The 16,823-nt window shown below is 64.1% G+C and carries 15 protein-coding genes; 8 read left to right on the top strand and 7 right to left on the bottom strand.

All coding sequences use genetic code 11. The features are described 5' to 3' along the window. Window positions 1–772 precede the first annotated feature (772 nt). Entirely contained in the window at window positions 773–1,957 is a 1,185-nt protein-coding gene (locus tag Q7U29_RS09590) for an NADH:flavin oxidoreductase/NADH oxidase (protein WP_304740769.1), read from the top strand. A 173-nt stretch (window positions 1,958–2,130) separates the two neighbouring features. On the opposite strand, the gene Q7U29_RS09585 is transcribed toward Q7U29_RS09590, so the two are convergent. After that, window positions 2,131–4,821 carry an EAL domain-containing protein gene (locus Q7U29_RS09585; protein WP_304740767.1) on the bottom strand — a complete coding sequence of 897 codons (2,691 nt, stop codon included), beginning with the start codon at window positions 4,819–4,821 and terminating at the stop codon, window positions 2,131–2,133. 388 nt (window positions 4,822–5,209) lie between these two features. Between Q7U29_RS09585 and Q7U29_RS09580 the strand changes: the two genes are divergently transcribed. Beyond that, a complete protein-coding gene (locus Q7U29_RS09580; protein ID WP_304740765.1) occupies window positions 5,210–5,374 on the top strand; it encodes a Flp family type IVb pilin in 165 nt (54 codons plus the stop codon). Between the two features lie 74 nt (window positions 5,375–5,448). On the opposite strand, the gene Q7U29_RS09575 is transcribed toward Q7U29_RS09580, so the two are convergent. From Q7U29_RS09575 to Q7U29_RS09555, 5 genes are all read right to left on the bottom strand, one after another. After that, window positions 5,449–5,730: a hypothetical protein gene (locus Q7U29_RS09575; protein ID WP_304740763.1), complete on the bottom strand. Its 282-nt coding sequence runs from the start codon at window positions 5,728–5,730 to the stop codon at window positions 5,449–5,451. 121 nt (window positions 5,731–5,851) lie between these two features. After that, a complete protein-coding gene (moaC, locus tag Q7U29_RS09570) occupies window positions 5,852–6,367 on the bottom strand; it encodes a cyclic pyranopterin monophosphate synthase MoaC (protein WP_304740761.1) in 516 nt (171 codons plus the stop codon). Between the two features lie 3 nt (window positions 6,368–6,370). Continuing rightward, window positions 6,371–7,192, bottom strand: a complete 822-nt coding sequence (gene trpC, locus Q7U29_RS09565; protein WP_304740759.1) for an indole-3-glycerol phosphate synthase TrpC — start codon at window positions 7,190–7,192, stop codon at window positions 6,371–6,373. Between the two features lie 17 nt (window positions 7,193–7,209). Further along, window positions 7,210–8,223: an anthranilate phosphoribosyltransferase gene (trpD, locus tag Q7U29_RS09560; RefSeq protein ID WP_304740758.1), complete on the bottom strand. Its 1,014-nt coding sequence runs from the start codon at window positions 8,221–8,223 to the stop codon at window positions 7,210–7,212. Between the two features lie 18 nt (window positions 8,224–8,241). Continuing rightward, complete coding sequence (locus tag Q7U29_RS09555) at window positions 8,242–10,143, bottom strand: peptidylprolyl isomerase (RefSeq protein WP_304740757.1); 1,902 nt, start codon at window positions 10,141–10,143, stop codon at window positions 8,242–8,244. Between the two features lie 240 nt (window positions 10,144–10,383). Between Q7U29_RS09555 and tpiA the strand changes: the two genes are divergently transcribed. The 3 genes from tpiA (at window position 10,384) to Q7U29_RS09540 (ending at window position 13,485) form a co-directional block, all read left to right on the top strand. Continuing rightward, window positions 10,384–11,142: a triose-phosphate isomerase gene (tpiA, locus tag Q7U29_RS09550; protein WP_304740754.1), complete on the top strand. Its 759-nt coding sequence runs from the start codon at window positions 10,384–10,386 to the stop codon at window positions 11,140–11,142. A 152-nt stretch (window positions 11,143–11,294) separates the two neighbouring features. Beyond that, entirely contained in the window at window positions 11,295–11,687 is a 393-nt protein-coding gene (secG, locus tag Q7U29_RS09545) for a preprotein translocase subunit SecG (RefSeq protein WP_304740752.1), read from the top strand. A 166-nt stretch (window positions 11,688–11,853) separates the two neighbouring features. Continuing rightward, on the top strand, window positions 11,854–13,485 hold the full coding sequence (locus Q7U29_RS09540; protein WP_304740750.1) for a CTP synthase: 1,632 nt from the start codon (window positions 11,854–11,856) through the stop codon (window positions 13,483–13,485). Here the strand turns inward: Q7U29_RS09540 and Q7U29_RS09535 are convergent. Further along, the gene (locus Q7U29_RS09535; protein WP_370691723.1) at window positions 13,452–14,087 is read right to left on the bottom strand and encodes a class I SAM-dependent methyltransferase; all 636 of its coding nucleotides are present in this window, start codon (window positions 14,085–14,087) and stop codon (window positions 13,452–13,454) included. The two genes, Q7U29_RS09540 and Q7U29_RS09535, sit on opposite strands and share 34 nt — an antisense overlap. 254 nt (window positions 14,088–14,341) lie before the next feature. Between Q7U29_RS09535 and Q7U29_RS09530 the strand changes: the two genes are divergently transcribed. The 3 genes from Q7U29_RS09530 (at window position 14,342) to Q7U29_RS09520 (ending at window position 16,816) form a co-directional block, all read left to right on the top strand. Next, the gene (locus tag Q7U29_RS09530) at window positions 14,342–14,668 is read left to right on the top strand and encodes an NIPSNAP family protein (protein ID WP_304740748.1); all 327 of its coding nucleotides are present in this window, start codon (window positions 14,342–14,344) and stop codon (window positions 14,666–14,668) included. 91 nt (window positions 14,669–14,759) lie between these two features. After that, window positions 14,760–15,608, top strand: coding sequence for a 3-deoxy-8-phosphooctulonate synthase (kdsA, locus tag Q7U29_RS09525; RefSeq protein ID WP_304740746.1), 849 nt, complete (start codon window positions 14,760–14,762; stop codon window positions 15,606–15,608). Further along, on the top strand, window positions 15,608–16,816 hold the full coding sequence (locus Q7U29_RS09520) for an MFS transporter (protein ID WP_304740744.1): 1,209 nt from the start codon (window positions 15,608–15,610) through the stop codon (window positions 16,814–16,816). The genes kdsA and Q7U29_RS09520 overlap by 1 nt, the downstream gene beginning before the upstream one ends. The last annotated feature ends 7 nt before the right edge of the window (window positions 16,817–16,823 follow it).

The following is a 16,823-nucleotide window of genomic DNA, read 5'->3' as shown; positions in this document are numbered from 1 at the left end:
ATGAGAGTAGCCATCCCGTCCCATTCAGAGGGGCATTGCGCAAGGTCACCGATGCGGGACGGGGTTGCGATGGACGCGGATGGCGCTCTTGACCAGGACGCCTGAAGTGGATGGCGAAATCGTGTGGTTCCGACACCCCAATGGCAGGTGTCAAGCCTGTGGTCAGTTCCGCAGGCGACGGTGGCAAAAGTGCAGGGCTCACCGAGGAGATCACGTATAAGCCGTAAACCATTGCGCGGGGAGTGCCGGGCGATTCCGGTGTGACCTGACTAACGCGTGTGCCTTCTACCCGCTACCCATTGCACACGTGGCAGCGGGCGCATCGGGCGCCCGGCATTCCCCGCGCCCTCTGATTGGAGGGCAAGGAAATTTGATAGCAAACCTCGGGTGGATCGAACCGCGAGATCGCGAAAGTGTGTTTGCTGTTTGAAAGTATTCTCTCGCGTCGTCCCTGCGAACGCAGGGACCCATAACCCCGGTCGTCTGATGCAATGGCGCAGCGATTCAACAAGCCCTTTAACGCCACCGACAACATCGATGGCACGGCGTATGGGTCCCTGCGTTCGCAGGGACGACGTTGAGAGTTGAGATACACTCGACTGTCATCGGGCGCGCGTTCGCGCGACCCGTTAGCTCGCAAATGACGGTTTTGGCAGTATCGCGAACGATGAAGTCTTTGCCGCCGGCTGCAGGCGCGTATATCGTTCGCACCCAAGCGTGACCGCCCGGCGCAGCCGGGAAACGATGTCAGGTGTGACCGAGGAAAGTTCCCATGTCCGAACCGCTGCTGTTTTCACCGCTGACCATCCGCGGCGTCGAATTGAAGAACCGCATCGTGGTGCCGCCGATGCACCAGTATTCCGCGATCAAGGGGTTTCCGACCGACTGGCATCTGATGAATGCCGGCAAATTCGCCGCCGGCGGCGCCGGCCTCGTCGTCGTCGAATCGACCAAGGTGGAGCGGCGCGGCTGCGGCACCGTCGGCGATCTCGGGATCTGGGACGACAAATTCATCGAGCCGCTCGGGCGCCTCGTCAAATTCATCAAGCAGCAGAACGCCGCAGTCGGCATCCAGCTCGGCCACTCCGGCCGCAAGGCGCGCGCCACCCGTCCGTGGGAAGGCGACCGGCCGCTGCAGCGAACAGCAGAGGTCGACGCCGTGATCGACGACTGGGACGAATGGACGCCGGTGGCGCCGAGCGCGATCGCCCATAGCGAGAAATGGCCGGTGCCCCGCGCGCTGGAGCGCCACGAGGTGAAGGACCTGGTGCAGGCCTGGGGCGAGGCGGCGCGGCGCGCCGATGCGGCCGGCTTCGACGTGCTGGAGCTGCACGGCGCCCACGGCTATCTCGTGCACGAGTTCCTGTCGGAAAAATCCAACCAGCGTTCGGACGAATATGGCGGCTCCGAATTGAACCGGATGCGATTCATCACCGAGGTGACCGAAGCGGTGCGGATGCACTGGCCGCAGCACAAGCCGCTGTTCGTGCGGCTGTCGGTGGAGGACAATGCGGGGTGGGGCCCGGAACAGAGCGCGCGGCTGGCGACCATTCTCAAACCGAAGGGCGTCGACGTCATCGACTGCTCGTCCGGCGGCATCACCGACGTGGCGCCGATCCTCGGCAAGGAGATAAAATACAGCTATCAGGTGCCGCTGTCCGAATATGTGAGGCGGCATGCCGACATCATGACCATGGCGGTCGGCCTCATCATCCACGGCGACCAGGCCGAGCAGATCCTGCGCGATGGGCAGGCCGACCTGATCGCGGTCGGACGCGAGATTCTCAACAATCCGAACTGGCCGATGGACGCCGCGCTGAAACTGGGCGTCGAAGGTCCGTTCCGCAACGTCCCGCCGCAGTTCGGCTACTGGCTCGGCACCCGCGACAAGCGCGGGTTCGGCACCCAGCCCTCGACCTTCCAGAACGGCCTGCGCGATCCGGGCAAGGTGTCCTGAAGCTAGTACTGACCACGGAAGATCGGTGAGTTGCTTGCGGTCCATGCTTCGAGACGCCCGCGTTGCTAGCTCCTCAGCATGAGGTCGTGATGTTGCAACAAGTTGACCTCATCCTGAGGAGGCCACGACGTGGCCGTCTCGAAGGATGGGCAGCTATGATTAGAGCCCGCGGCTCAGGCCACGGCGGCGAATTTCTTGCGGTGCGCGAAGAACAGCTGCCGGATGTCGGCGGCGGTCCTGGCCGGACTGAACAGCCAGCCCTGCATTTCGCAGCAGCCGAGCGCGCGCAGCATTTCGCGTTGCTGCTCGGTCTCGACGCCTTCGGCGATCGTGATCATGTTGCGGGCCGCGGCGATATCCACCACCGCCTTCACGATGCTGGAAGTTCCGCTGGCGTCGGCGATGTCGTTGATGAAGCAACGGTCGATCTTGATCTTGTCGAATGGGAACTTGTGCAGGTAGCTCAGCGAGGAATACCCGGTGCCGAAATCGTCGAGCGCGATGCGCACGCCGATGGCGCGAAGCTGATGCAGGATGGCGAGCGCGGCCTCGTCGTCGCGAATGAGGACGGCTTCGGTGATCTCCAGTTCGAGCCGGCTCGCCGGCAGGCCGGAGGCGGCAAGTGCCGCCAGCACCTTCAACGCGAAGGTGCCGCTCCTGAACTGGACCGGCGAGACGTTGACCGCGATGCTGATTTCGTCGGGCCAGGTCGCGGCCTCCACGCAGGCCGTGGTCAGCACCCATTCGCCGAGATGATTGATCAGGCCGGTGTCTTCCGCGATCGGAATGAACTCGGCGGGCGAAATCACGCCGCGTTCGGGGTGGCGCCAGCGCACCAGCGCCTCGCAGCCGGAGATCCTGTTGTCACGAAGGTTGACGCAGGGCTGATACTGAACCTCGAACCCGCCGTCGGAGATGGCCTGACGCAGGTCCATTTCCAGGCTGCGCCGCGCCTTGACCCTGGCGTCCATCTCCGGCTCGAAGAAGCGATGGGTACGGCGCCCGGCGGCCTTGGCGGCATACATCGCCAGATCCGCGTTCTTCAGGATCTGGTCGAAATCGGCGCCGTGTTGCGGCGCCAGCGCAATGCCGATGCTGGCGTCGGTGGTGACCTGGTGACCGAGGCATTCGTAGGGCTGCCGGATCGCATCGAACACCCGCGCCACCAGTTCGGTGACGTCGGCAACGGAGTTGACCGCGGTCTGAATGATCGCAAATTCGTCGCCGCCCAGGCGCGCGACGAAATTGCTCGATCCGGTGCATCTCCGCAGGGTGACGGCCACCGACTTCAGCAGTTCGTCGCCGATCTGATGTCCGAGCGAATCATTGACGCTCTTGAATTCGTCGATGTCGAGGTAGAGCACCGCGAACTGTTCGCCGGCGGCGAGGGTCGCGAATTCGCCCTTCAGCCGGTCATGGAACAAGGTGCGGTTCGGCAGATCGGTCAGCGCGTCATAATGCGCCAGATGGGTGATGCGCGCCTCGGCGCGCCGTCGCTCGGTGATGTCCTCGTGGGTCGCCACCCATCCGCCGTCGGCGAGCGGCTCGTTGGTGATCTCGATCGAACGTCCGTCGGGCCTCTCGATGACCATGGCCTGTCGCTGCGCGATGTCGCGCAGGACGCGGGTGCAATAGGCATCGACGTCGCCGACGAACGATCCGGTGGCCCTTCGATGGGCGACCACCGCGCGGAAACTGCAGCCGGGTTTTATCACCTCCCGCGACAGGCCGTACATGTCGATGTAGCGCTGGTTGCAGATCACGAGCCGCTGCGACGAATCGAACAGCAGCAGGCCCTGCATCATGTTGTTGACGGCCGTATCCAGCCGTTGCTTTTCCAGTCGGAGCCGCTGCTGCGACGCCAGATGCTGCCGTGACAGCTTGCGCACCACCAGAAACAGCAGGACGGCGATCACGAGGACGAAAAGTCCGGCCACGATGACCAGAAAGACCATCTGCTGCTGCCAGTCGGCCAGCGCCGTCGCGACCGTCGTCGACGCGATGATCACGATGGGAAAGTTGGCAAGGGTGCGGGACGCAATCAACCGGTCGCGGCCGTCCATCGGACTGGCCAGCCGGGTGGAGCCGTGCTCCTTGTCGAACAACGCCTGCTGATGCGCCGGACCGGTCCTGAAATTGCGGCCGACCATCTCCTCGACATGAGGATGACGGGCCAGCAGCGTGCCGTCGCGATGGTGCATCGCTATCGTCGCATCCTGCCCCAGCGCCACCGACTGGAAGAACTTCGCGAAGCTGGCGGGCTCGATGCCTCTGCCGATCATGCCCAGCAATTCGCCGTTGGGCCCGGTCAGCTTGCGCGCAAGCACGGTGGTCCAGGCGCCGGTGACGCGGCTGTAGACCGGTTCGACCAGCAGCGGAGGAGATTTGGGGTCCGACTTGAAGGTCTTGAAAAAAGACCGGTCGGCGATGTTGACGGGCCGCGCCGGCCAGCCGGTGGAGGAGTTGATCATCACGCCGTCCGCATCGAACAGATTGATGCTGCCGACATAGGAAAATGCGTCGATCTTGGCCTTGAGCATCTGGTGAATGTCCGCGCTCGACATCCGTCGCTTGTAGTGTTCGCGGGTTTCGATGCCGGCGGTCTGCACGAAGGTGGCGACGTCCTGCTGGATCGCGCCGAAATCCTGCAGTTGCTGGTCGAAATGACGGGCCAGCAACAGCACGGTGTTTTCGAGTTCGCGGGCGCTGCTGTTCAGCGCGCGTTCGCGAAAATGGCCGGCCATGACGGTGGCGCCGACGGCGATGGCGGCGATCAGGAATCCGCCGCCGACGATGAGCCAGCGGATCGGGTTGCCGCTGACCTGGCGGGGGAAGTTCAGCAGGGCGGTCGGTTGTTCCGTCATCGCTCGTGATCGCTGCCATGGCTCGACGCCAGTGGCATTTTCTCATGCCCCGGCTCCGGACATGATTATTACGTTGCCGTTATGGAAACGGTGTTAGGAAGTTGAGTTAACGGGGGATTACCACCGGTGAGTAACGGGCGGGGAAATGCCGCGAAGGGATTCTTCGATGTACTACCGACGCGGTGAGGAAACCGGATCGGGCGGCCGGAGTTCCGCCGGCATCATTTGCCGGCAAGCAAGGGATGAGATGGGAAATTGATTCCGGCACGCGATCGATCAACCGAATCTTAACCATCTAACGCATTGAGGACATTCGGCGCCGCTCTGGCACGCAACTTGCGAAGCTTGATGAAGTTACCAACCCAGGCCAACGCAGGAAGCCATCACCATGAAAACCATGCTGAAGAAGTTTATCGCCGACGAATCCGGCGCGACCGCGATCGAGTACGGTCTCATCGCAGCCGGCATCTCTCTCGCGATCATCGCCGTCATCAACGGCCTTGGCACCAAGCTCAATACCAAGTTCACGGCGATCAACAGCTCGCTGAAGTAAGCGCACGCGCGATCGGGAAGCGGCGGCCCGGTTGGCCGCCTTTTTCCTGGCCTGCGAAAGCTTCAGCCTTGTCGCTACTGCATGCGCGTCGCGGGCGAGTTGGAACGGTGGGTTCGCGATTTCTTTCCGGCCACGCCGACGGTTTCGCCGCCCGACCACGACCGGTCATTTTGAATGGCGCCGCGCTGGTAGTTGGGATCGGTGTAGGGATTGCCCGGCCCGTTGTTCTGGCAATTCGCGTTGGGATAGAAAAAGGCGCAATAGCCGGGTTCGTAGATCACCGGCTGGGCCGGTACAGGCGTAACGATCGCGGTCGACAAGATGGCCACCGCGCCGAGAAGTTTGCAGGTCGACATTGCGTTTCTCCGGAGTTGGTCGCTGGTCTGGGCACCCGAAAGAATAACCCCGAATCCGGCCCGCCCATCCGTTCTCGCCGATCACTCCACCGTGAAGCAGGAACGAGGCAGGCGCCAATTGTCAGGCATGATAGTGCCCGGACTTGCCGCCCTTTTTTTCTACGAGATGAATGCCCTCGATACGGACGCCGCGCTCGACCGCCTTGATCATGTCGTAGATCGTCAGACACGCGACCGACACCGCGGTCAACGCCTCCATCTCGACGCCGGTCGGCCCGGTGACCTTGACGGTGGCGCGGACGATGCAGCCGGGCAGCTTTGGGTCCGTGGCTATATCCAGCGTGACTTTCGACAGCGCCAGCGGATGGCACAGCGGGATCAGATCCGAGGTACGCTTCGCCGCCATGATGCCGGCGATGCGCGCGGTGCCCAGCACGTCGCCTTTTTTGGCATTGCCCGAAACGATCAGCGCGAGCGTCGCCTCGCTCATCACGACGCGGCCTTCCGCCACCGCGACGCGTTCGGTCGCGGGTTTTTCCGAGACATCGACCATCCGCGCCTCACCCCTGGCGTCGATATGGGTGAGGGCAGAACCGGGCTTGGAGGATTCGGGGGATCTGGAGGATTTGCGCGCCATGCGTCAGCGCGTCCCGGTGGCGCGCGGGGCATCGCCACGCGCCAGCAGCGCGCGCGTTGCGGCGGCGACGTCGGCCTGCCGCATCAGGCTTTCGCCGACCAGGAAGGTTTGCATGCCGACCCGCGCCAGTCGCGCGAGATCGGCTGATACGAAGATGCCGCTCTCGCCGACCATCAGGCGGTCTTTCGGGATCAGCGGCGCCAGCGCCTCGCTGGTCGCCAGCGTGGTCTCGAAGGTTCGCAGGTTGCGGTTGTTGACCCCGATCATCGGCGAACGAAGTTTCAGGGCACGATCGAGTTCACTGCGTTCATGGATCTCGATCAGCACATCCATGCCGAGCGCCAATGCTGCATCCTCGATATCGCGGGCGGCGCCGTCATCGAGCGCCGCCATGATGATCAGGATGCAGTCGGCGCCGTAGGCGCGGGCCTCGACCACCTGATAGGTGTCGTAGATGAAGTCCTTGCGCAGTACCGGCAATTGGGTGGCGGCGCGGGCGGCCACCATGAAATCGAGATGGCCCTGAAACGACGGCGCGTCGGTCAGCACCGAAAGACAGGCGGCGCCGCCGGCCTCATAGGCCCTGGCCAGCGCGGGCGGATCGAAGTCCGCGCGAATGAGCCCCTTGGAGGGCGAGGCCTTCTTGACCTCGGCAATCAGCGCGTAGTCGCCCTGGGCGAGCTTGCGGCGAATCGCGCTGACAAAACCGCGCGGCGGGGAGGCTGCCTTCGCCAGCGCCTCGAGGGCGCCAAGCGGATGCGCGCGCTTGGCGGCCGCGATCTCCTCGCGCTTGTAAGCCTCGATCTTGGTCAGGATGTCGGACATCGATGAGCCCCCTGGGATCAGCCGTTGGAGACCATGATCAATTGCTTCAGCCGCTTCAGTGCCGCGCCGCTGTCGATCGACTGGGTACCGAGCGCCACGCCTTCCTTCAGGCTCCTGGCGCGGCCGGCCACCACCAGCGCCGCCGCGGCGTTCAGCAGCGCCACATCCCGGTAGGGACTGGGCATGCCGTCGAGCACGCTTTGCAGCGCGATCGCGTTGGCATCGGCATCGCCGCCCTTCAGGGCGTCGCCGCCGACGCGGGTGAGACCGGCTTCCTCCGGCGTCACCTCGAAGGTGCGGATATTGCCGTTCTCGAGCGCTGCGACGAAGGTCGGGCCGGACAGGGTGATTTCATCGAGGCCGTCGGAGCCGTGCACCACCCAGACGGATTCGGAGCCGAGATTCTTCAGCACCTGCGCCAGCGGCTGCACCCATTGCCGCGAAAATACCCCGACCATCTGCCGCTTCACGCCGGCCGGATTGGACAGCGGACCCAGCAGGTTGAAGATGGTGCGGGTCGCCAGTTCGACGCGGGTCGGGCCGACGTTCTTCATCGCGGGATGGTGCGACGGCGCGAACATGAAGCCGATGCCGGCCTCCGCCACGCAGCGGCCGACCCGCTCCGGCGTGATGTCGATCCTGACCCCGAGCGCGGACAGCACGTCGGCAGCCCCGGAACGCGACGACAGTGCGCGATTGCCATGTTTGGCCACCGGCACGCCGCAGCCCGCGACGATGAACGACGCGCAGGTCGACACGTTGACCGAGCCGGAGCCGTCGCCGCCGGTGCCGACGACGTCGATCGCATCGGCGGGAGCCGTGACGCGCAGCATCTTGCTGCGCATCGCCGACACCGCGCCGGTGATCTCGTCGACGGTTTCGCCGCGGACGCGAAGCGCCATCAGCAATCCGCCCATTTGCGAGGGCGTCGCCTCGCCGGACATCATGCTGTCGAAGGCGGATGCCGCCTCGTCGCGCGACAGCGTCGCGCCGGTCGCGACTTTTCCGATGATAGATTTGAGGTCGTCCATCGCGTGCTTTCGGGAGTGTTAGTTATTCGCGCCCGTCACCTGTGCGAAGGCGGCCTTGTTGATGGTGGTGCCGATCGTCTGTTCGATCTTGCTGACGTATTGCGCGACCTGTTCGTCGGTCAGCCCGCGCTGAAGCGTGTCCTTCAGTTTCTTGATGTCGTCCGAGGCGAGGTCGACCGGGGGCACGCTGATGTCGGTCACGCGGAACACGATCCATTCATTGGCACCGGCGCCGGCGCTTTGTCCCACGGCATCCTTGGGAGTCCGGAATGCCGCCGTGACGGCGCTGATGGGCAGCCCGGGCAGGGTGGCATCGCGCCGCACGTCCTTGGCGGTTTCGACTTTCGATCCGGCCGCCACCGCCTCGTCGGCGAGCTTGCCGCCCTGGTCGAGCTTTTGCACCATCTCGGTCGCCTTGGCTCGCAGCCGGGTCGTGATCTGGTCGTCGCGCCATTTCGCCTCGACCTGGTCCTTGACCTCATCGAGGGTGCGTTCGCGCGAAGGGATGACGTCCAGCACGTCGTACCAGACGTAACCGCCGTTGAACTGGATCGGATCGTTGTCGACGCCGACATTGCTGTTGAAGGCCTGTGACACGACGTCGAGGCCGCGGGGAATGCCGGTCACCGGCTGGCCGTTGAGAAGGCGGCCGGAGCGATCGACCGCGTCGATGGTCACGGGGGCAAGTCCCAGCTTCTGCGCGGCTTCGATGACGCCGGCGCCGCCGCCGCGCTCGTCTTCCATCTTGTTGTGGAGATCCGAGACCTTGGCGCGCGCGCGCTCGGTGGCAATGTCCTTTTTCAGGTTTGCGGCGACGCTTTCAAAGCTGGGTTGGACTGCCGGCTCGATCTTGCCGATCTTGACCACGGCAACGCCGAACCGGCCCGGCACGGGCTGGCTTATCTCGCCTGACGGCAGCGAGAACGCCGCGTCCGCGACCGCGCTGTCGAGGATTCCCGACTTGGCGGTCATGCCGAGGTCGACGTCGGACGGGTTCAGCCCGCGCTCCTTGGCGAGGTCCTCGAATGACATTCCGCCCGCGAGGCGGCCACGGGCCGCCGCGGCTTCCTCCGCGTTCGGGAATATCATCTGCGACACCTGACGCTTCTCCGGCGTGCCGAGCTTGCCGCGGTTCTGCTCGAAGATTTTCCTGGCGTCTTCGTCGGAGACCTCGGACCACTTGCCGACTTCTTCCGGCGTCACCGCCACAAAGGAAATCTTGCGGTATTCGGGAGCGCGGAACTGGGTCTTGCGATCCTCGAAATAGCTCGCCAGCGTTTCCGGCGACGGCGGTTCGATGGTTCCGGCCTGGGCGGCGTCGAGTTTGACGTAGTCGATGGTGCGCTGTTCGTTCTGGAAGCGGCTCAGCGCTTCGATCAGCACTTTCGACGGTTCGAGGCCGGCGGAGACCGTGCCGGCGATCTGACGCCGCAGCGATACCCGCCGCTGTTCGGCGATGTATTTCTGTTCGGTGAAACCGAACTGCCGGATCGTGGCCTGGAAACGGGCCGGATCGAAATTGCCGGCCACTCCCTTGAAATTCGGATCGCTGTAGATCATGCGCATGATCTCGGCGTCGGACTGACCGAGCCCCATCCGCCGCGCTTCTTCGTCCAGCGCCGCCTCGGCGATGGTTTGCTGCAGGACCTGGCGATCGAGGCCGAAGGCCCTCGCCTGATCCATCGTCAGCGGGCGGCCGAACTGGCGGCCGAGCTGCTGCAGCTTCTCGGTGTAGAGCTGGCGGAACTGTTCGGTCGAAATCTCGGTCCGGCCGATCTTGGCCAGCGTCGATTGCCCGAATCCCTTGAAGATGTCGGCGATACCCCACACCGCAAAGCTGAGGATCAGCACCCCCATGACGATACTCATGATGGTCTTGCCGAGCCAGTTTGATGAGGCTTTGCGTATTCCTCGAAGCATGGGTCCAACTTGTTTGCAGGAGGGAACCGGGTTGCGCCCACAGGGATTCGGTCGAATTCCGTAAAAGGGCGTCACCGAGTTGATAAAGCATCATAAAGTGGCAGCCGCGCCGTCGCAACCTTGGCGCGGAGGGCCAATTGAAGCGGCAGGTGGCTTGCCGGCCACATAACCGCTATCTGGAACCGGGCGCCGTGCTCTGCTAGCTCATCCCGGCATTAATATTTGGCAGGAAACCCTGAAATGACCGACGCCATCCGGCCGCTGATTGCCGGCAACTGGAAAATGAATGGCCTTACGGCTTCCACGGCCGAATTCGAGGCCATGCTGGCGGGGGCGGCCGGTGTCGCCGCCAAGGCTGATCTCTTGGTCTGCCCGCCGGCGACGCTGATCGCGGCTTTCGCCGCGCAAGCGCGCGGCTCAAAAAACCTCGCCATCGGGGCGCAGGATTGCCATCCCAAGGCCTCGGGAGCCCATACCGGCGACATTTCAGCCGAAATGCTGGCGGATGCCGGCGCCAGCGCCATCATTGTCGGTCATTCGGAACGGCGCGCCGACCACGGCGAGGGCGATGGGCTGGTGCGACAAAAGGCCGAAGCGGCCTGGCGCGCCGGCCTCACCGCCATCGTTTGTATCGGCGAGACCCAAGCTCAGCGCGATGCCGGCCAAACCCTCGATATCTGCCGCGGCCAGCTCACGGGCTCGCTGCCGGACACGGCCACGTCGGGTAATCTGGTGGTGGCCTATGAACCGGTCTGGGCGATCGGCACCGGGCTCACCCCGACATCAGGAGATGTCGAGCAAATTCATAAGTTTATCAGGGAACTCCTGATCGACCGATTTAAAGGGGAGGGGATGAAAATGCGAATCCTCTACGGCGGATCGGTGAAACCCTCCAACGCCCGGGAATTGATGGCGGTCGCCAACGTCAATGGCGCGCTGATTGGCGGCGCCAGCCTGAAAGCGGCGGACTTTCTTGCGATTGCGGGCAGTTATGCCTAACTAACCGCAGGGCGGCGCGTGGGATGAAAATCCCTGCGGGGGTGACAATGCCCCTTGCAATCGTGTAACACCCGCGCGACTTCAAACACCGCAAAGCCCTGATAGCAGCCGGATGCCGGCGCTCCCGGTTTGGTTTGCGACGGAAGGTAGAGATGCAGACTGTCGTTATCGTCATTCACCTCATGATCGTCGCGACGTTGATCGGCGCGGTGCTGCTGCAGAAATCCGAAGGCGGTGGCCTCGGCGTCGGCGGCGGTGCCGGCTTCATGTCGAGCCGCGGCACCGCCAATTTGCTGACGCGCACGACGGGGTTTCTCGCGGTCGGCTTCTTCATCACCAGCCTGTTGTTGTCCTGGCTCGCCAGCTACGACCGCAAGCCGAGTTCGATCATCGATGCCAATCCGGCCTCGCAGACGCAGCCGGCAGGCCCGGCGACGCCGATTTCGCCGCCGACCTCAGGCGGCATCCTGGATTCGCTGAAGAAGGCCGATGAGCAGCAGAAGCAGTCGGCGCCGTCCGGCCCGCAGGCGCCACGGTCGCAATAAAGCAGGGTGGCCATGCAGGACGGCAGCTACCGTCCTGCATCCAAAACCGCCATCAACACACTGACATTTCTCTAGATTTCAAGTCACCCACAGCCAAAGCGAAACTTCGCCTGGAGCTGCGATTCGTTTTGGCGAATCGGGTGGGTAGCCTTAAAGGTTGGGTCCCATGGCGCGGTATATTTTCATCACCGGCGGCGTGGTTTCTTCGCTCGGAAAAGGTCTGGCTTCAGCGGCACTCGGTGCCCTGTTGCAGGCGCGCGGCTACAAGGTCCGCTTGCGAAAACTCGACCCCTATCTCAATCTCGATCCGGGAACGATGTCGCCCTACCAGCACGGCGAAGTGTTCGTGACCGACGACGGCGCCGAGACCGATCTCGATCTCGGCCATTACGAGCGCTTCACCGGCCGTCCCGCCACCAAGGCGGACAACATCACTACAGGGCGCATCTATCAGGACATCCTCACCAAGGAGCGGCGCGGCGACTATCTCGGTGCCACCATCCAGGTGATTCCGCACGTCACCAACGCGATCAAGGATTTCATCCTCGACAGCAATGACGCGTATGATTTCGTGCTGTGCGAGATCGGCGGCACCGTCGGCGACATCGAGGGCCTGCCGTTCTTCGAGGCGATCCGTCAGATCAAGAACGACCTGCCGCGCGACCACGCCATCTACATCCACCTGACGCTGCTGCCGTTCATTCCCAGCGCCGGCGAACTCAAGACCAAACCGACCCAGCATTCGGTCAAGGAACTGCGCTCGATCGGCATCCAGCCGGATATCCTGCTGTGCCGCACCGACCGCGAGATTCCGAAGGAAGAGCGGCGCAAGCTCGGCCTGTTCTGCAACGTCCGCGAAACCGCCGTGATCGAGGCGCGCGACGTCGACAACATCTATGCCGTGCCGGAGGCTTATCATGCCGCCGGCCTCGACGACGAAGTGCTGGCGGCGTTCGGCATCGAGCCGCAGATGGCCCCGGCGCTGCAAAGCTGGCACGTCATCAACGAGCGGGTGCGCAATCCCGAAGGTGACGTCACCATCGCCATCGTCGGCAAGTACACCGGCATGAAGGACGCCTACAAATCGCTGACAGAGGCGCTGTCGCATGGCGGCATCGCCAACAAGGTGAAGGTCAATCTCGACTGGATCGAGAGCGAGGTATTCGAGAACGAGGATCCCGCGCCGTTCCTCGAGCACGTCAACGGCATCCTGGTGCCGGGCGGTTTCGGGCAGCGCGGCGCCGAGGGCAAGATCCGCGCGGCGCAGTTCGCCAGGGAGCGCGATGTACCGTATTTCGGCATCTGCTTCGGGATGCAGATGGCCGTAATCGAGGCCGCTCGCAATCTGTGCGGCATCGAGGCGGCGAACTCCACCGAGTTCGGTCCGACATCCGAACCCCTGGTCGGCCTGATGACCGAGTGGCTGCGCGGCAATGAGCTGGAAAAACGATCGAGGGCCGGCGATCTCGGCGGCACCATGCGTCTTGGCGCATACCCCGCGGCGCTCAAGCGCGGCAGCCGGGTGTCCGAGGTCTATGGCGGCGCCACCGAGATTTCGGAACGCCATCGCCACCGCTACGAGGTCAACACCGCCTACAAGGACCGGCTCGAGCAGCACGGATTGAAATTTTCCGGGCTTTCGCCCGATGGCGTGCTGCCGGAGATCGTCGAATACGAGGACCATCCCTGGTTCATCGGGGTGCAATTCCACCCCGAGTTGAAATCGCGCCCGTTCGACCCGCATCCCCTGTTCGCGTCGTTCATTCAAGCGGCGATGGTGCAGTCGCGGCTGGTCTGACGCTGCGGCACGACCGGGTCGTCACCCAGCAACGGTGCTTCCGTCTGCGCGGCAAATGCATTCAGCCGCAGCGGTGCGCGCCGCGTCAAGCGATAGACCGCCGCTGGCGGGACATTGCGCAGCAGGCGATCGACGCGTCGGGCGCGCAGGCCCAGCCGCTCCAGGATCGCACGTGGCACCGGGCAGGTTGGGCCGTAGGTGAACTGATAGAAGGCGCCGCCAGGGCGCAACCTGGCGAATGCTCCGGTCAGGATCGCGATCACCTTGCGCGGAGGCATATTGAGCAGCGGCAGGCCGCTGACGACAGCGCCGAACGACGTGTCGGCGAGGATATCGTCACTGCCGATCCGGGCCGCGTCCATCCAGAGCACGCGGGCGCCGGGAAAGCGCATTTGCAACAGACCGATGAAATCGGAGCCAGATTCGACCAGTGTGAGGTCTTGCTGGCGCAGGCCGCGCTTGAGCAACTCGTGGGTGAAGACACCGGTGCCGGGGCCGAGTTCGAGCACCGGCGCGCTCTTCGTCGAGATCTCGCGCGTGATCAGCTCGCCGAGTGCTGCGCTGGAAGGCGCAATGGCGCCAACGCGGCGCGGCGCCGACATCCAGGCGAGGAAGAAGGACAGCAGGTCGTGCGCTATGGGGACTCTCCTTGTTCTGGTCTGACGCCAGCATTGCGGAGGGGGGCGCACAAATCGATGGCACGTTCGTGCCATGAGCCCGTGATTGGAGGTACGCCTCGCCCATGGTGATCGTTCGGCCGGAACAGGCCGCCTGCCGTCCTTTTGACGGCCGCGCGATTTATTGCGACAACGCCTCCCGTGAACCGCAAGAACAATAAATCGAGGGATTGAAGCCGATGATCATGGAAATGCGCGTCTATCGCTGTCTGCCGGGCCGCCTGCCGGCGCTGCTGAAGCGTTTCGAAAACACCACGCTGAAATTGTGGGACAAGCACGGTATCAAGCAGACCGGCTTCTTCACCACGCTGATCGGCACGTCCAATCAGGAACTGACCTATTTCGTCGCCTGGGACTCGCTGGCGGATCGCGAAAAGAAGTGGAACGCATTTCAGACCGATCCCGACTGGATCGCCGGCCGCGCCAAGAGCGAGGAGGACGGCCAGATCATCGACAACATCGTCAGCCAGCTGCTGGTGCCGACGGCGTTCTCGGCGGTAAAATAGTCGCCGATGCAACCCTGATATTCGGGGGCTGAACGGGGTTGATCCTGATGGCGTGGACCGGCATGGTCCACGCGGAAACGAAGGAAAACCCGTGAGCGCGAACAACTCTGCAGCACCGGTCGTGACGGCTGGCCCGGTCAGATTCGGCAATGATCTGCCGATTTCGATCATTGCCGGCCCGTGCCAGCTCGAGAGCCGCGCGCATGCGCTGGAGGTCGCCTCGGCGCTGAAGGAAATCGCGGCGCGCCTGCGAATCGGCATCGTCTACAAGACCTCGTTCGACAAGGCCAACCGCAGCAGCGGATCGGCCCCGCGCGGCATCGGCCTTGCTCAGGCGCTGCCGATTTTTGCCGAGATCCGCTCGTCGCTCGGCATGGCTGTGCTCACCGATGTCCACGAGGCCTCGCAATGTGCCGAGGTCGCACAGGCCGTCGACGTGTTGCAGATTCCGGCGTTCCTGTGCCGGCAGACCGATCTGTTGCTGGCGGCGGCGGCGACCGGCAAGGTCGTCAACGTCAAGAAGGGCCAGTTCCTGGCGCCCTGGGACATGGCGAACGTGGTCGCCAAGATCACCGGCGCCGGCAACGCCAATGTGCTGGTCACCGAGCGCGGCGCCTCGTTCGGCTACAATACGCTGGTGTCGGACATGCGGGCGCTGCCGATCCTGGCGCGCACCGGCGCGCCAGTGATTTTCGACGCCACCCAGTCGGTGCAGCAGCCGGGCGGCAAGGGCACCTCGTCGGGCGGCGAGCGCGAATTCGTGCCGGTGCTGGCGCGCGCTGCGGTCGCGGTCGGCGTCGCCGGCGTCTTCATCGAAACCCATCCCGATCCCGACCGCGCGCCGTCGGACGGTCCCAACATGGTGCCGCTGCGCGAGTTCGAAGGCCTGGTGCGGACGCTGATGGCGTTCGACGCGCTGGCCAAGAGCGCGCCGCGCTGATGCCGTCAGGGCAGGGAACAGCGCCGCAGCAAATTCCCTCGGTCATCTACGTCATTGCGCTGGCGACCTTTTCCGCCGCGCTGTCGGCGCGCGCGCTCGATCCCGTGCTGCCGCATGTTGCCGAGGATTTCGGGATCACCATCGCCACCGCGGCAGGATTCTCGGCGGCGTTCGCTTTCACCTTCGCCATCATCCAGCCGGTATTGGGCGCTGCCGCTGATTTGTTCGGCAAGGCGCGGCTGATGGTGATCTGCCTGGTGCTGCTGGGACTGGCCAACATTCTCGGCGCGTTCTCGACGTCGTTTCCGATGCTGTTCGCCTCGCGTATTCTCGCAGGCATCGGCTCCGGCGGCGTTTTTCCGGTCGCGCTCAGCCTGACCAGCGACCTCGTGGGTCCGGAAAAACGCCAGGTCGCGATCGGGCGAACGCTGGCCGGCGCCATGACCGGCAACCTCCTGGGCGCGTCCCTGTCGGGCCTGATCGGCGACTTCCTCGGCTGGCGCGGCGTGCTGGCGGTACTTGGCGTGCTGGTGATCCTGGCCCCGATCGCGGTGGCGCTCGGTTTTCGCGGCGCGGCGCTGGCGCGGCCACCGAAGACCAGCCTGGCAATGCTCAGGCAGGGCTATCGCACCATCTTCAGCAACCCCAACGCGCGCATCGTCTACGCCGCCGTCTTCATCGAGGGCTGCTGCGTGCTCGGATTGTTTCCGTTCGTGGCGGCATTCCTGTTCGAACTCGGCGAAACCCGGCTGTCGATCGCGGGGATCGTGATCGCATTTTTTGCCGTGGGTGGTTTGTTCTACACCATGAGCGTTTCGCGCTTCCTGCCATGGCTCGGCGTCAAGGGCATGATGATCGCGGGCGCCGCCCTGGTCGGGCTGCAGCTCGCGGTGGTGGCATTCGGCCCGGGCTGGCAGATTCAGGCCCTCAGCCTGCTGTTCATGGGCTGGGGCTTCTACATGATTCACGGCTCGCTGCAGGTGGTTGCCAGCGAGCTTTCGGTGCAAGCCCGCGCCACCGCGCTATCGCTGCACGCGTTCTTCTTTTTCATGGGGCAGACGGTCGGTCCGATCGCCTATGGATTCGGCATCGAGAATCTCGGCAAGGTTCCGACCTTGCTGGTATTCGCGTTTGTGATGGTGGCCGTCGGCCTTGCCTGCGCGCGGTTGCTGCGACAAACGAAGCCGGCGGATGCAGCTGCGACATAGCGGCTGC

It is taken from the genome of Bradyrhizobium sp., from assembly GCF_030654605.1.
Lineage (GTDB): Bacteria > Pseudomonadota > Alphaproteobacteria > Rhizobiales > Xanthobacteraceae > Bradyrhizobium.
This window is presented reverse-complemented; position numbering and strand designations above follow the sequence as displayed.

Excerpts from the sequence above, each read along its gene's own strand:
- Q7U29_RS09590 (WP_304740769.1), top strand. The coding sequence starts at position 773 with ATGTCCGAACCGCTGCTGTTTTCACCGCTGACCATCCGCGGCGTCGAA.
- Q7U29_RS09585 (WP_304740767.1), bottom strand. The coding sequence starts at position 4,821 with ATGACGGAACAACCGACCGCCCTGCTGAACTTCCCCCGCCAGGTCAGC.
- Q7U29_RS09580 (WP_304740765.1), top strand. The coding sequence starts at position 5,210 with ATGAAAACCATGCTGAAGAAGTTTATCGCCGACGAATCCGGCGCGACC.
- Q7U29_RS09575 (WP_304740763.1), bottom strand. The coding sequence starts at position 5,730 with ATGTCGACCTGCAAACTTCTCGGCGCGGTGGCCATCTTGTCGACCGCG.
- moaC (WP_304740761.1), bottom strand. The coding sequence starts at position 6,367 with ATGGCGCGCAAATCCTCCAGATCCCCCGAATCCTCCAAGCCCGGTTCT.
- trpC (WP_304740759.1), bottom strand. The coding sequence starts at position 7,192 with ATGTCCGACATCCTGACCAAGATCGAGGCTTACAAGCGCGAGGAGATC.
- trpD (WP_304740758.1), bottom strand. The coding sequence starts at position 8,223 with ATGGACGACCTCAAATCTATCATCGGAAAAGTCGCGACCGGCGCGACG.
- Q7U29_RS09555 (WP_304740757.1), bottom strand. The coding sequence starts at position 10,143 with ATGCTTCGAGGAATACGCAAAGCCTCATCAAACTGGCTCGGCAAGACC.
- tpiA (WP_304740754.1), top strand. The coding sequence starts at position 10,384 with ATGACCGACGCCATCCGGCCGCTGATTGCCGGCAACTGGAAAATGAAT.
- secG (WP_304740752.1), top strand. The coding sequence starts at position 11,295 with ATGCAGACTGTCGTTATCGTCATTCACCTCATGATCGTCGCGACGTTG.
- Q7U29_RS09540 (WP_304740750.1), top strand. The coding sequence starts at position 11,854 with ATGGCGCGGTATATTTTCATCACCGGCGGCGTGGTTTCTTCGCTCGGA.
- Q7U29_RS09535 (WP_370691723.1), bottom strand. The coding sequence starts at position 14,087 with ATGTCGGCGCCGCGCCGCGTTGGCGCCATTGCGCCTTCCAGCGCAGCA.
- Q7U29_RS09530 (WP_304740748.1), top strand. The coding sequence starts at position 14,342 with ATGATCATGGAAATGCGCGTCTATCGCTGTCTGCCGGGCCGCCTGCCG.
- Q7U29_RS09520 (WP_304740744.1), top strand. The coding sequence starts at position 15,608 with ATGCCGTCAGGGCAGGGAACAGCGCCGCAGCAAATTCCCTCGGTCATC.